This is a genomic window from Paenibacillus sp. 10L310 (genome assembly GCF_056395745.1).
This window is the reverse complement of sequence record NZ_JBFTKC010000011.1, coordinates 70,628-85,279: the sequence shown is the minus strand read 5'-3', so window position 1 is coordinate 85,279 and position 14,652 is coordinate 70,628. Positions and strand designations below refer to the sequence as shown.

The following is a 14,652-nucleotide window of genomic DNA, read 5'->3' as shown; positions in this document are numbered from 1 at the left end:
CGGTGTAGGTGAAAGGTAAAGCGGTGGGACGTATAACGTGATCGTTTATAGGAATGAAGAGGTTGATTTGCCCTGTAACCAGGTGCGGATCAGCCTTTTTAACATGATGGGTGAGAAAGTGTGAATGAGAGATGAAAGAAGTAATGCATAGGTGTCTTCGAGCCTGCTGTAGGCTGAGGCGAACCTGAAAGAGTTGGAAATAGAGTGTTGAGCATTGTGTGGAGCTTCAGGTGCCAGCTGTTAGGAGTTAAGAGTTAGGTGGTGCTAGGAGCTAACGAACCACACACATCTTATTCGGGGATTTGAAGTGTCCGGAGAAAGCTAATGAATCTGAGACACGTTATATCAACATAAACAGCCTTCTGTAGCATGTTGATCAGATAACTTTGGGGAATAACGTGCCTCATGTTCCTTACAATTTCAAAAGAATGCCTGAAGGGCAAATAAGACGTCCTCGGTTCTTTAGAACATCGACTGGTCACTCGCGAGAGTCATTCGCCTAGGGTCAGCCAGTACAGTCTTCAAGGCTTTTTGGACGCTGACATTTTGTCATCGTATAACTTGCCTGGGTTTAACCACACATTCTAGTAGTACGTGTTCAAAAAGTTGGGTTTTCAGTACCGAGAAGATGGGATGAGGCTAGAAATGGAGTAGTGGAGCGTAGGATAAACTACGTGAGCAATCAAAATGGTTCTTTGGTAAACATACTCCGTAAGGCTCCCGCTTATTTCGGCTGAATTTCATATTCGACGTTGATGATGCAGCTGGGCATTCTTCGTAATCAAAGCGGACTTTTTGAACAACTTCTAGTAGATTTATTGCAAATGCTAGGTTTACTTCCGTCTCTACCGGGCATACTGATAGACATGAGAGAGTTGCAGGTAGCGTGATCAGAGAGCCGAGGGGGAGAACGGAATGAGCAGAAGAATTGTAAAGCAAATTGGACTTATTATTGTATGTCTTATGATGATTATCATGATGTGGGAAGGTCAGAAAACGGATGCAGCTGTGGCGGCCACAGCAATTCCAGAACAATCGATTCGCTTGCGTATTCTAGCAAACTCGGATGCACCGGGAGATCAATTGGTGAAACGCGAGATTCGGGATGCTGTCGTTGCTCAGATGGGCGAGTGGGTAGCCGAACTGGAGAATCCGCAAAGTCTGGATGAAGCGCGCAAGGTTATTCGTGAGCATTTGTCCGAGATTGAGAATAGAGTAGGAGAAGAGTTGGCCAGTCGCGGTTTAAATTATGAGTATCAGGTGGAGCTGGGTTCCGTTCCGTTCCCGACCAAACTATATGGTGGCACTGTGTATCCTGCCGGAGATTATGAAGCGGTTCGGATTACGCTGGGCGAAGGCAAAGGTCAGAACTGGTGGTGTGTGTTGTTCCCGCCGCTGTGCTTCATTGATGCAGGGACTGGGGATGCACTGGAGAAACCTTCAACGGTATCAGCCGCAGCGGCTGAACCAGGAGATGCAGAAGCATCTGTGCAGGGAGACACACCGGAAGCGAGATTCTTTCTGTGGGATATGGCTGTGAAACTGTGGAGTTGGGTAACTGGATTGTTCGCATAACAACGTATTTATACTATGGTAAAGGGCAACTTCGATTCAGGGAGCTGCCCTTTTGATATGAATTAGTGGTGAATTTCCGGGCGAAGTATGAAGGGCATCCGAGTTGGGACAGGTATGTTATAATTACTTATATTGAATATGGATATGAACTAACCTACTTGAAGTTTAGGAATGATGATATATGAGCAGAGAAAACGAACCAGTGCAACACACCTCTGAGATGAGGGATGGTAGAGAAGAACGTGATATGAAAGCTCCGGGAGAGCTGGTCACTGAGATGTGGGATGTACGCGTCTTGGTGAGCGCTGAGAACGATCACGGATTGGGTAATATTGAATTATTGGATGTGAAAAAGGGGAGCGCCGATCAACAGGCGCTCGCCGACTTGCAGGCTGCCGCAGCCTGCATTCGTCTCGGTCAGACGGTGGCCTTTCCGACCGAGACGGTCTATGGCTTGGGTGCTGATGCGCGTAGCACAGCAGCCGTGGAGGCTGTATTTGTCGCCAAAGGCCGACCTTCCGACAATCCACTGATTGTGCATATCGCGCACCGTGACCAGTTGGATACGCTGGTCACGGAAGTGAACGAAACGGCGGAAGCGCTGATGGCGGCCTTCTGGCCGGGACCACTGACGCTGGTGCTGCCGGTTAGGCCGGGTGCGGTGTCCCCGCGTGTCACCGCCGGTCTGGACACGGTGGCCGTGCGCATGCCGGACCATCCGGTGGCCTTGCAGTTAATCGCGGCGGCGGCATGCCCTGTAGCTGCGCCAAGCGCCAACCGCTCCGGGCGGCCAAGCCCGACACTCGCGTCTCATGTGCGCGAGGATCTGGATGGCCGCATCGGCGGCATTGTGGACGGCGGCCCCACCGGGGTGGGCGTCGAGTCCACGGTGGTGCAGGTCGGTGACGACGGTACCGTCACCATCCTGCGCCCTGGCGGCATTACGGCGGAACAACTGTCCGCCGTTGCCGCCCGTGTCGCCACGGACCCCGCGCTACTCGCGGAGGGGGCCGATGGCGTGGGTAGCCCGGCGCCGCGCTCGCCGGGCATGAAGTACACGCACTACGCACCCGCAGGGGCGCTGTGCGTGGTGGAGGGGCCGCCCGCAGCGGTGGCGGCCTGGATTAGCGCCGCCCTCGCAGAGGCGGCGCAGCGCGGAGAGCGCACCGCTGTGCTGGCGTTCGCCGAGCACGCGGAGCAGTACCGCGCCGATGCCGTGTTCTCGCTGGGCGACGCCAGCGAGCTGGAAGAAGCAGCGCGCCGGCTATACGCCGCGCTGCGCAGCTGCGATGAGCAAGGCGCCACATATATTGTGGCTGAAGCCTGCTCACGCGAAGGGCTGGGAGCAGCCGTCATGAATCGGCTGCTCAAGGCTGCGGGGAACCAACTCATACAAGTTGGCAACCAGCGCCCCTTATAACCTCTCCTGATCATACAGTCAGGAGAGTAATCACTCTTTTTCCAAAACAAAATCAAGATTCTATAAAGCCAGCATCTGACCAGAGATCCGTCGCCGTTTGCCTTTCATCGGTCATGTTTAGGTCCTTGTCCGCATATCGTGTACAAGAACCTTTACGTGACTTGGGGGTATGGGGATGTGGGATGTGTCTGTCCATGTAGGGCAGTTGGTAACCATTTTGATCATGGCTATTGCGCTTGGCCTCGATGCGTTCTCACTCGGGATCGGAATTGGCATGAAGGGCATTCGGCTGCGGGATGTATTGCGAATCAGTATTGTAACGGCGCTATTTCATATCATCATGCCGCTCATCGGCATGTATATGGGCAAATACGTCAGTTCCCTGCTCGGTGACATTACGACGTATGCGGCAGGTGGATTGCTTGTTTTGCTGGGTGCTCATATGATTCTGAATGCATTCCGTGAAGGCGATACAAAGCTGGTGGACCACCGTTCCCTGCTCGGCGTTGTTTTGTTCTCCCTCAGCGTAAGTGTGGATTCATTCTCCGTTGGCGTTTCCTTAGGGATGTTTAGCAGTGATCTGATCTTAACCGTACTTGCTTTCGGCGTTTGTGGCGGGGTGATGTCGGTTATGGGGCTGCTATTAGGCCGTCGGGTGAGCCAGAATCTCGGAGATTACGGCGAAGCTATTGGTGGCGCAATCTTGCTTGCGTTTGGACTTTTGTTTATATTTTAGAATAAAACTTGAGATATCATATCATTCGCATCATATGTAAAATGGGGAGGCTAACACAATGAAACATATTTTATTCGTATGTACAGGAAATACGTGCCGCAGCCCCATGGCAGAGGGGCTTTTGCGAAAATTGGCATCGGAGCGTGGCATTCAGGTAGAGGTTCGCTCCGCAGGTGTGGCAGCAACGTCGGGTATGCCGATCTCCCGACACGCTGAAGCGGTTTTGAGAGATCATAACGTTGAAGGTCCACCTCATTCCACACAGCTTAGCTCTAACCTGGTAGGTTGGGCCGATCTGGTTCTTACATTAACACGTAGTCATAAGCAGCATGTCATGCAGGTTTTTCCCGATTCAGTCCACAAAACCTATACATTGAAAGAATATGTGGAGGATGATGAACAGGTATTAAGTGATGTTCAGGAGTTGGACAGCCTGTTTGCAACGCTTGAGATGAAACGTGCCCTTGGCCAAGAGATCCTGGCATCGGAGCGTGAGCGAGCCATTGAGATTAGACAACGAATTCCAAGTTTCGACATCTCCGATCCGTTTGGGGGAAGTCGTGATGATTACAATATAGCTGCAGCTGAGATTCGGACGGCATTGGACCGGCTTTTGGATAAGCTTGGATAACTCTGATCCTGCGAGGCAGGTTATAGAAATAGGACACGTGATGTAAATTAACCGTTGATTTTAGCCGCGGGTTGTTTTATGATGAAGGGGAAAACAGGGATCCGGTGTAACTGGCGACGAAGTGGGCATAACCACGATGGAGCACCGGAACAAACGGCCGGTCGCCTGGGCAAAAGAGCAATTCTGCGTTACCCGCAGACTGCTCTTTTTTTCGTCTTTCATCTGATTATTCGCTATAATAGTACCTGAGATGCCGTGCAAGAATACGAAGGACAACCAAGAGACAGCGGGCATGATTTTATCGGGAGGCGATAATAGGATGACTATAGAGTTAGATTCGGAACAACCCGGATTGCAGGAACAGACCGCGTCTATTCTGCATGAACTGGCGCTTGCCGGACAGCTTGGGCCTGGACAGATCGTTGTGATCGGTACAAGCACAAGTGAAGTCGCAGGCGCTCGGATTGGTACGAGTGGTGCCATTGAAGTGGCGCAGCAGCTTCTTGCGGGTATACGCGAGGTGCAGGAAGAGTTCGGTTTTGACACGGTATTCCAATGTTGTGAGCATCTGAACCGTGCGCTGGTAATGGAACGTTCTGTGCTTACTCGACTTGGATTGACCGAGGTTGGTGCAGTACCCGTGCCCAAGGCCGGAGGTTCAATGGCATCCGCAGCATATCGTTCGCTGACCGATCCATGCCTGGCTGAACATGTGCAGGCCCATGCGGGACTGGACATTGGGGAGACGATGATTGGGATGCATCTCCGGCATGTAGCCGTACCCTATCGTACAGCGCTTCGCTATGTTGGAGATGCTCGTGTAACCACAGCGTTGACCCGTCCGAAGTTGATTGGCGGCGAACGCGCGGTGTATCGTATGGAAGAACAACCAGATTCGACATTTTGTGACTAACATATAAAGCGAGACTAATTGGGTTACACTCCTGACTTTGATTGCATCACCATCTTCCGATCGCTGTTATCCCCAGATTTTTTAATTCCCTATTTAAAAGGGGAAATCCGGTGATAAAGGCGACCACTTCGTTTCTTCAGATTGGTGTTGCACTCGCAGTTTTCGTGTAAACATTAGTTTCACTTTATAACTTCACTTATAACTGGGAGGAATTTAATCATGGAACAATTGCGCAAGAATGACCCGGCAGTACTGGAAGCGATGAATCTTGAACTGAAACGTCAACAGAACAACATCGAACTGATCGCATCCGAGAACATCGTAAGTGAAGCAGTAATCGAAGCAATGGGATCTGTTCTGACCAACAAGTACGCTGAAGGATATCCAGGCAAACGTTACTATGGCGGTTGTGAGCATGTGGACATCGTTGAAGACATCGCGCGTGATCGTGCAAAAGAATTGTTCGGAGCAGAACACGTGAATGTTCAACCTCACTCCGGTGCACAAGCGAACATGGCAGTTTATCTTGCAGCGTTGAAACCTGGTGATACTGTACTTGGTATGAACCTTGCCCATGGTGGACACCTCACACACGGTAGCCCGGTTAACGCATCTGGTTTGCTGTACAACTTTGTAGCATACGGCGTACAGGAAGATACATTCCTGATTGATTATGATGAAGTACGCAAAGCGGCTTTCAAACACCGCCCTCGTCTGATCGTTGCAGGTGCAAGTGCGTATCCGCGTACCATTGATTTTGAAAAGCTGGCTTCCATCGCCAATGATGTAGGCGCTTTGTTCATGGTGGACATGGCTCACATCGCAGGACTGGTTGCTGCGGGTTTGCATCCAAACCCGGTTCCACATGCGCATTTCGTAACAACAACTACACACAAAACGCTGCGTGGACCTCGTGGTGGTATGATTCTGTGCCGCAAAGCGTGGGCAGCAGCGATTGATAAAGCCGTATTCCCTGGTTCCCAAGGTGGACCTCTGATGCACGTGATCGCTTCCAAAGCAGTAGCATTCGGTGAAGCTTTGCAACCATCGTTCAAAACGTATGCTGAGAATGTTGTGAAAAACGCACAGGTTCTGGCTGAAACACTGATCGCTGAAGGACTGAACATCGTATCCGGTGGTACAGATAACCACTTGATGCTGATCGACACACGCAGTGTGAACATCACAGGTAAGGAAGCTGAGCATGTGCTTGATTCCATCGGTATTACCGTGAACAAAAATGCCATTCCATTCGACCCTACAAGCCCGTTTGTAACGAGTGGTATTCGAATTGGTACACCTGCTGCAACTTCCCGTGGCATGAACGAAGAAGCGATGGTAGCCATCGGTAAGATCATTGCTAAAACGCTGAAAAATCCAAAAGATACAGCGAAGCTGGATGAAGCCCGTGCAGAAGTGACTGCACTGACAGACCAATTCCCGCTCTATACAGATCTTAAATACTAAAAAACTTTGCTCATGCTGTTTGTATTTGAGTGTTCTTAATGTACACACGCAGACGGAGCAAACCGAAAGAACCTGAAGAAGCGTAGCGCTCGCCTTTATCCCCAGATTTCAACAATTATAATTGGATCAAAGAAATCTGGGGATAACAGCGATCGGAAGGTCATTCGGTTTGCGGAGCATCATTAGTGTTTACACGTTTTTGAACATACTCAACGACATAACAGCAAGAGCAAAACAGGACCGGATGGATCATTTTCCGGTCCTGTTTTTTATAGGATTCGGTAATCTGTAATGATTGGGTGCCCTTTGATGGTGTAATTCGTTGTTGGTGATGATATAATATACAGGATTTATCGAGCCCATGAATGGTGGCTAGGTATATTTGGAAATGCTGAACATGAAGAACTTACCGGAGGGACAAATTAGATGGGAAAATTAGTAATATGTGATCACCCTTTGATTCAACACAAACTGACGTTTATACGCGACATGCGTACGAATACGAAAGATTTTCGTGAATTGGTGGATGAAGTAGCAACGTTGATGGCTTATGAGATTACAAGAGATGTTGAACTGGAAACGATTGATGTACAGACACCTGTAGCTGCAACACAAGGTAAAGTCATCTCTGGACGTATGCTCGGACTGGTGCCGATTCTGCGCGCAGGACTCGGAATGCTGGATGGCGTTGTGAAATTGTTGCCAGCGGCAAAAGTTGGACATGTGGGTCTGTTCCGTGACCCGGAAACACTGCAACCGGTAGAATACTACACCAAACTGCCTACAGATGTAACAGAGCGTCAATTGATTGTAATTGATCCGATGCTGGCAACGGGTGGTTCGGCAATTGCGGCTATTGACGTGCTCAAAAAACGTGGCTGTACCCAAATCAAAATGATGAACCTGGTTGCAGCACCGGAAGGCGTAAAAGCTGTGCAAGATGCACATCCCGATGTGGACATCTATGTAGCAGCATTGGACGATCGTCTGGATGATCATGGTTATATCGTTCCAGGGCTTGGAGATGCAGGAGACCGTCTATACGGCACTAAATAAGCATATTGCATGCGGAGTAGAAAAGGGGCTTTGCTCGAATGTCCAACAAAATTAAAGTCATGACGATCTTCGGGGTGCGTCCGGAAGCCATCAAGATGGCTCCGCTTATTTTGGAATTGCAGAAACACCCTGAGTCTATTGAATCTATTGTTTGCGTAACTGCGCAGCATCGCCAGATGTTGGATCAGGTACTTGAAGTTTTCGACATTCATCCCGATTATGATCTGGATGTGATGAAGGACCGTCAGACATTGAATGAAATCACAATTCGTGTGCTTGGCGGTCTGGAGCCAGTGTTAGCCGAAGCTAAGCCGGATATTGTACTGGTTCACGGGGATACATTAACTACCTTTGTAGCGAGCTATGCAGCATTCTTGCAACAGATTCAGGTAGGACATGTGGAAGCGGGGCTGCGGACATGGAACAAGCTGTCTCCATATCCGGAAGAGATGAACCGTCAGCTGACGGGAGTACTGGCTGATCTACACTTTGCGCCTACGGATTGGTCTTCTTCCAATCTTGCCAAAGAAAATAAATCGGAGTCTAGTACGTACGTCACAGGCAACACGGTAACAGATGTGTTTCAATATACTGTACGGGAGGACTACACACACCCGGTACTTGATTGGGCCCAAGGCAAACGCCTTGTGCTGATGACAGCTCATCGCCGTGAATCTCAAGGCGAGCCTCACCGCAACATTTTCCAGGCCGTCAAACGGATTGCCGACGAATTCGAAGATATTGCCATCGTGTACCCGGTGCATCCAAGTCCTGCTGTGAAGGAGCCGGCTCACGCGATCTTGGGGAATCATCCCCGTATTCAATTAATTGATCCACTAGACGTGGTGGATTTGCATAACTTTTACCCGCACACTCACTTGATTTTGACCGATTCAGGCGGTTTGCAGGAAGAAGCACCTTCGTTTGGTGTGCCTGTGCTCGTATTGCGCGATACAACAGAACGCCCGGAAGGTATTGAAGCCGGAACGCTGGAATTGGTAGGTACCGAAGAGGAACGTGTGTATGAACGGACCAAAGCTCTGCTTACAGACAAAACCCTGTATGCAAGCATGAGCCAGGCTGCCAATCCATACGGTGATGGACATGCTTCGGAAAGAATTGTCAATGCGATTTTGCATCATTTCGGTGTAAATAGTGAGCGTCCGGAATCATTTCACAGAAAATTCAAAAAATAATACATTTTTTCTGACGGATTTATAAAGGGCAAGCATACAGTTAAACTGTACGGTTTACGCGGGTTTATGGGCTTTGAGGGTCTGTATTCCCGTCGTTTCCCCCTTTAAAACGCTAAAATCATTCAATTGACAAAGGCTCTCATCATTCAGTAAAATTAACTGGGATTGCAAGGGTGGCGTGGAAAATGGCCGATTCGAACAAACCAAATTCATCCCGTAACCATGACGATAATGTATGGAAAGCGATGGGACTCGTGACAGCTTTTGGGATCGAGATTGCCATTCTCGCTGTTGCCGGATATTACGCTGGCTCCTGGTTGGACAAGACCATCGGAGGTAACGGAATATGGATCGCCGTAAGCGTTCTCTTTTTTCTTGCGGCAGGCGGTGTAAGCATCTACTTTATCGCGAAAAAAATCATGGGGGAAAGTGATGAGTGAACTAACCAGATACCGCAGATCGATGACTGTTTTCGTCATGTACTTTCTTATGATTTGTTTTCTCGCAGCGGCCTTTATGCCACGTGTGGAGACAATTGCTTTGGGACTGGCCCTGGGTACAGGAGTTAGCTGGATCAATGCATTTTACCTGGGCTACAAAGTAAGGAAAATGTCTGATGATGCGGCAGAAGGTAACTTGAAGCGTGTCAACTTGGGATTTTTGACAAGAGCGGCATTCGCTGTGCTCGGTATATTCATATCGATGCGCTTTCCGCAGTACTTCAATACATATGCGGTTGCAGGCGGTCTCGTCATTGCACAATATTCCTTATTGATTATAGGGATTGTCTATTCCCGCAGAGCAGAATGATGTTAAGGGCTGCAGCTTTCAAGTCGAGAAAGGGGTGAGAAAAATATGCATGAAGCTCCAATTATTATGCTTGGCGGATTTCGACTGGATCTATCGGTTCTGTTGATGCTGGTAGTTACAGGTGCAATTGTTTTTATTTTTGCTGTACTGGCAACACGGAGATTATCCGTTGAAAATCCCGGCAAGCTGCAAAATTTTATGGAGTGGGCAGTAGAATTCGTCCGCAATCTGATTTCCAGTACAATGGATATGAAGAAAGGTAAACATTTTATCTCTCTCGCTCTTTCCATGATTATGTTCATTTTTGTAGGGAACATGCTCGGCCTTCCGCTCGTGGCTGTATCTGAGGTAACAGATGTTAATCAGGCACAGGTATTCGGTAAGCCGATTGTTACAGCGGTGGAGGCGTTTGAAAAAGCGCATGCCAAGGACCCTGAAGCACACCCACACGTTGAACTGGCCTGGTGGAAATCACCAACAGCCGACTTGTCTGTAACGATGGGACTTGCTCTCGTAGCGTTCCTTGTATCTCATGGACTTGGATTGTTCCGTAACACGAAAGGGTATCTCCAGCATTACTTCAAGCCATTCGCCTTGTTCTTGCCAATCAACTTGATTGAGACGGCATCCAAGCTGTTGACACACGGTATGCGTTTATTCGCGAATATCTTTGCAGGTGAGGTACTGATCGCAACGATCCTGAAACTGACCACATTCAAAGTGTTTGGTGCTATTGCAGCGATTCCGCTACTTATGGTGTGGCAAGGCTTTAGTATCTTTATCGGCGCGATCCAGGCATTTGTGTTTGTTATCTTGATGATGGTGTACATTTCACAGAGCATCGAGACGCATGACGAGCATTAAGTTTCAAGCCCTACGAAGATTTCTTCACCAGGCTGAACAATAAAAAATTCGATTTATCATTTTAAGGAGGATATACAAATGGGAGCAATGGCATTAATCGCAGCAGCAATTGTTGCAGGACTGGGCGCGTTTGGCGCAGGTATTGGTAACGGTATGGTAATCAGCAAAACGGTGGAAGGTATTGCCCGTCAACCGGAAGCAAAATCCACTCTTCAAACAACAATGTTTATCGGTGTAGGTTTGATCGAGGTATTGCCGATCATCGGTGTGGTACTCGCGTTCATGTTCTACGGTATGGCTTAATCAAATTTTAAAGGTTTGGCGGGGAAGGCCATAGCCATCCGCGCCTTCTTTTTAGGTAATGTCCGTTCTAACGGATGACGTTTCAAGGATACCTCCAGGAAGGAGTGAACAGATTGAGTTTCATATGGGAAAATACGCTTCTTGCGATTGTTGCATTTGCAATTTTATATTGGCTGCTTAGCCGTTATGCCTTCGGGCCTTTGTTCTCCATTATGGAAAAACGTCGTGAACTCGTGATGACGCAGATGAATGAGGCTGCACAGACTCGGGAACAGGCCATTGCCTATGTGGAGGAACAAAAACAAGCTCTTGAACAAGCACGCCAAGATGCTTACGACATCATTGAACAGTCCAAACAAACAGGTGGCAAACAAGCTGAATCGATTTTGGCTGATGCAAAAGCTGAAGCTAATCGTCTGAAAGACGATGCAGTACGCGAAATCGAGAGCGAGAAGAACAAAGCAGTCGCAGCACTTCGCAGCGAACTGGGTACAGCTTCCGTTCAGATTGCATCCAAGTTGATCAAAAAAGAAGTTGAGAACGGTCCTGCACAAGAAGAGCTTGTGAACCAATACCTCAATGAGGTAGGAGGCCGACAATGAGCCGCGATACGATAGTTGCCAAGCGTTATGCGAAAGCATTGTTCGAAGTTGCTCTTCAGCAACAGCAGGTGCTTGAGGTTGAACAGGAACTGGTTGCAGTAGTCAGTGCATTGACCGGAGATGCAGATATCGAGAAATTTATCGTATCCCCTAACATTTCTGATGAAGCGAAGCAGAACGTGATTCACTCAAGTCTTGATGGCAAGGTATCCGATTCAGTCCTTCGTACAGTCTTGTTGTTGATTGAGCGCGGACGCGTTGAATTGCTGGGAGACTTGCTGAATGATTATCGGAAGATCCAAGGTGAGTCGCTGGGCATCGCTGATGCGCGTGTCTACTCGACTTATGCGTTGAATGATGAAGAAAAAGAAGCGGTAGCCCGTGAATTCGGTGGCCGTGTGAATAAAAAGATTCGTATCGAGAACATTGTTGATCCGACTCTGCTGGGCGGATTGAAAGTCGCCATTGGCGATACGATCTATGACGGCAGCTTGGCTGGCAAGCTCGAACGTCTTGAGCAGTCTTTTAACAGACGAGTACAGTAGATTGGGGTGAGGACACTTGAGTATCAAACCAGAAGAAATCAGTACATTAATTAAGAGCCAAATCGAACAATACAAGACCGATATCGATGTAGTCGAAGTCGGAACGGTAATCGAGGTTGGTGATGGTATCGCTCGTGTTTACGGACTTGAGAACGTCATGTCCAACGAGTTGGTTGAATTCCCAAGCGGTGTTATGGGACTCGCCATGAACGTCGAAGAAAGCAATGTCGGTGTCGTTATCCTGGGACCTTACTACGATATTCGTGAAGGTGACCAAGTGAAACGTACTGGTCAAATCATGCAAGTGCCTGTAGGCGAAGCATTGATTGGACGCGTTGTGAACCCGCTCGGTATTCCTGTAGATGGCAAAGGGCCAATCGCTACAACGGAATTCCGTCCGGTTGAAGGTAAAGCACCAGGCGTAATGGATCGTAAATCGGTTCATGAGCCGATGCAAACAGGGATCAAAGCCATTGATGCAATGGTTCCAATCGGTCGTGGACAACGTGAGTTGATCATCGGTGACCGTCAAACAGGTAAAACATCCATCGCGATTGATGCGATCCTGAACCAAAAAGGTAGCGGCATGAAGTGTATCTATGTGGCTATTGGTCAGAAACAGTCTACGGTTGCTCAAGTTGTGGAAACTCTTCGTCGTAAAGGCGCAATGGAGTACACAATAGTTGTAACTGCAGCAGCTTCCGATCCATCACCACTCTTGTACATCGCACCGTATTCCGGTTGTTCGATGGGTGAGTACTTCATGTACAAAGGCGAGCACGTTCTGGTTATCTATGATGACTTGACCAAACAAGCCTCTGCATATCGTGAGCTTTCCTTGTTGCTTCGTCGTCCACCGGGCCGTGAGGCTTATCCGGGTGACGTCTTTTACCTGCATTCCCGTTTGCTGGAGCGTGCTGCGAAGCTGAATGATGAACTTGGTGGTGGTTCTTTAACCGCACTGCCGTTTATTGAAACACAAGCTTCCGACGTATCTGCATACATCCCAACGAACGTAATCTCCATCACGGACGGACAAATCTTCCTGGAAGCTGACTTGTTCAATGCTGGACAACGCCCGGCGATCAACGTAGGTATTTCCGTATCCCGTGTCGGTGGTTCTGCTCAGATCAAAGCGATGAAAAAGGTTGCAGGTTCCCTGCGTCTCGACCTCGCTCAATATCGTGAGCTTCAAGCGTTCTCCCAGTTCGGTTCCGATCTGGATAAAGCGACTCAGGCCCGCCTGAATCGTGGTGCGCGTATGATGGAAATCCTGAAGCAAGGTGTTAACCAGCCTCTGCCTGTAGAACAACAGGTTGTCAGCTTGTACACTGCGGTTAAAGGATTCCTGGATGAGATTCCAACAGGTGATGTTACTCGTTTCGAGCGTGAGTTCCTCGCGTTCATGGAGAGCAGCCATCCGGAGATTCTTGCATCCATCCGTGATACTAAAGAATTGACTGCAGACAACGAAAATGCACTGAAAGGTGCAATTGAGAAGTTCAGAAAGAGCTTTGCTGTCTCTGTCTAAATAAATGATTGCAGGTGCGGAGTTGTCTAACCGATTCCGCATGTCTGCATGTAATACTTTGACTCTGTCAAAAAAAGATGATGCTTACGATGTAGTTTTGACTTTGTCAAAACTTTAAGGTGGTGAAATCATGGCAAAAGGCATGCGCGAAATTAAGCGGCAAATTAAAAGCGTACAAAGCACCAAGCAGATCACCAAAGCAATGGAGATGGTAGCTGCTGCAAAACTGCGTAAAGCGCAGGAAAAAGCGGAAGCAGCCCGTCCTTATTCGGAGAAACTGAAAGAAGTTGTAGCTAGTATTGCATCAAGCACGCAAGGTATACAGCATCCGATGCTGGAGAGCCGTCCGGTCAAAAAGACAGCTTACCTGATCATTACATCGGACCGTGGTCTTGCAGGTGGATACAATGCGAACGTTTTGCGTCAGGTTAATCAGACGCTCAAAGAACGCCACAACTCCCAGGATGACTACGAATTGTTCGTCATTGGACGTAAAGGACGCGATTACTTCAGACGTCGTGAAATTGCGATGGCATCCACAACAACGGATCTGTCGGATTCGCCTTCATTTGCAGACATCAAATCCATCGCACACGAGGCTGTTCATGGGTTTGAACTGGCTGAATTTGATGAATTGTACATTTGTTATAACCGCTTTGTGAATGCGTTGACCCAGATTCCTACGGTAGAAAAACTTCTTCCGATGGAAACACCTGAGGTAACTGCTGCGGAAGGACCAACGGCAAGCTACGAATACGAGCCGTCTGCTGAAGCTGTACTTGAGGTCTTGCTTCCGCGTTACGCGGAAACGCTGATCTATGGTGCACTTCTGAACGGTAAGGCAAGTGAGCTCGGCGCGAAAATGACGGCAATGGGTAATGCAACCAAAAATGCATCCAAACTCATTAACGACTTGTCATTGACATACAACCGTGCCCGTCAAGCGGCGATTACGCAGGAGATTACGGAAATTGTGGCAGGTGCCAACGCAGCACAAGGCTAA

General features: G+C 48.7%; 16 protein-coding genes and 1 riboswitch. All 16 genes read left to right on the top strand.

Translation table 11 applies throughout. From position 1 onward, the window contains the following. The first annotated feature begins 915 nt into the window (after positions 1-915). The 16 genes from spoIIR (at position 916) to atpG (ending at position 14,652) form a co-directional block, all read left to right on the top strand. Positions 916-1,575 carry a stage II sporulation protein R gene (gene spoIIR, locus AC1DE7_RS21465; protein WP_315370764.1) on the top strand — a complete coding sequence of 220 codons (660 nt, stop codon included), beginning with the start codon at positions 916-918 and terminating at the stop codon, positions 1,573-1,575. A 247-nt stretch (positions 1,576-1,822) separates the two neighbouring features. Continuing rightward, entirely contained in the window at positions 1,823-2,995 is a 1,173-nt protein-coding gene (locus AC1DE7_RS21460; protein WP_315370765.1) for an L-threonylcarbamoyladenylate synthase, read from the top strand. Between the two features lie 175 nt (positions 2,996-3,170). Then, a complete protein-coding gene (locus tag AC1DE7_RS21455) occupies positions 3,171-3,731 on the top strand; it encodes a manganese efflux pump MntP (protein ID WP_036667772.1) in 561 nt (186 codons plus the stop codon). Between the two features lie 58 nt (positions 3,732-3,789). Beyond that, complete coding sequence (locus tag AC1DE7_RS21450; protein WP_036612575.1) at positions 3,790-4,362, top strand: low molecular weight protein arginine phosphatase; 573 nt, start codon at positions 3,790-3,792, stop codon at positions 4,360-4,362. 96 nt (positions 4,363-4,458) lie between these two features. Then, positions 4,459-4,540, top strand: a riboswitch (ZMP/ZTP riboswitch). A 141-nt stretch (positions 4,541-4,681) separates the two neighbouring features. Further along, on the top strand, positions 4,682-5,275 hold the full coding sequence (locus AC1DE7_RS21445; protein ID WP_076254013.1) for a TIGR01440 family protein: 594 nt from the start codon (positions 4,682-4,684) through the stop codon (positions 5,273-5,275). Positions 5,276-5,494: 219 nt separating this feature from the next. Continuing rightward, the gene (locus AC1DE7_RS21440) at positions 5,495-6,742 is read left to right on the top strand and encodes a serine hydroxymethyltransferase (RefSeq protein ID WP_164783303.1); all 1,248 of its coding nucleotides are present in this window, start codon (positions 5,495-5,497) and stop codon (positions 6,740-6,742) included. A 426-nt stretch (positions 6,743-7,168) separates the two neighbouring features. Beyond that, positions 7,169-7,798 carry a uracil phosphoribosyltransferase gene (gene upp, locus AC1DE7_RS21435; protein ID WP_017691929.1) on the top strand — a complete coding sequence of 210 codons (630 nt, stop codon included), beginning with the start codon at positions 7,169-7,171 and terminating at the stop codon, positions 7,796-7,798. Positions 7,799-7,836: 38 nt separating this feature from the next. Next, complete coding sequence (gene wecB, locus AC1DE7_RS21430; protein WP_036667768.1) at positions 7,837-8,994, top strand: non-hydrolyzing UDP-N-acetylglucosamine 2-epimerase; 1,158 nt, start codon at positions 7,837-7,839, stop codon at positions 8,992-8,994. A 185-nt stretch (positions 8,995-9,179) separates the two neighbouring features. Next, complete coding sequence (locus AC1DE7_RS21425; protein ID WP_017691931.1) at positions 9,180-9,434, top strand: AtpZ/AtpI family protein; 255 nt, start codon at positions 9,180-9,182, stop codon at positions 9,432-9,434. Next, a complete protein-coding gene (locus AC1DE7_RS21420) occupies positions 9,427-9,804 on the top strand; it encodes an ATP synthase subunit I (protein ID WP_017691932.1) in 378 nt (125 codons plus the stop codon). Before AC1DE7_RS21425 ends, AC1DE7_RS21420 begins: the two co-directional genes overlap by 8 nt. Before the next feature lie 45 nt (positions 9,805-9,849). Next, positions 9,850-10,668 carry a F0F1 ATP synthase subunit A gene (gene atpB, locus AC1DE7_RS21415; protein ID WP_017691933.1) on the top strand — a complete coding sequence of 273 codons (819 nt, stop codon included), beginning with the start codon at positions 9,850-9,852 and terminating at the stop codon, positions 10,666-10,668. Between the two features lie 78 nt (positions 10,669-10,746). Then, a complete protein-coding gene (gene atpE, locus AC1DE7_RS21410; protein ID WP_017691934.1) occupies positions 10,747-10,971 on the top strand; it encodes a F0F1 ATP synthase subunit C in 225 nt (74 codons plus the stop codon). Positions 10,972-11,084: 113 nt separating this feature from the next. Further along, complete coding sequence (gene atpF / locus AC1DE7_RS21405) at positions 11,085-11,573, top strand: F0F1 ATP synthase subunit B (protein WP_036612568.1); 489 nt, start codon at positions 11,085-11,087, stop codon at positions 11,571-11,573. After that, positions 11,570-12,118 carry a F0F1 ATP synthase subunit delta gene (locus tag AC1DE7_RS21400; protein WP_036612565.1) on the top strand — a complete coding sequence of 183 codons (549 nt, stop codon included), beginning with the start codon at positions 11,570-11,572 and terminating at the stop codon, positions 12,116-12,118. The genes atpF and AC1DE7_RS21400 overlap by 4 nt, the downstream gene beginning before the upstream one ends. Positions 12,119-12,134: 16 nt before the next feature. Next, complete coding sequence (gene atpA, locus AC1DE7_RS21395) at positions 12,135-13,649, top strand: F0F1 ATP synthase subunit alpha (RefSeq protein ID WP_047840700.1); 1,515 nt, start codon at positions 12,135-12,137, stop codon at positions 13,647-13,649. 130 nt (positions 13,650-13,779) lie between these two features. Next, the gene (gene atpG / locus AC1DE7_RS21390) at positions 13,780-14,652 is read left to right on the top strand and encodes an ATP synthase F1 subunit gamma (protein ID WP_036612560.1); all 873 of its coding nucleotides are present in this window, start codon (positions 13,780-13,782) and stop codon (positions 14,650-14,652) included.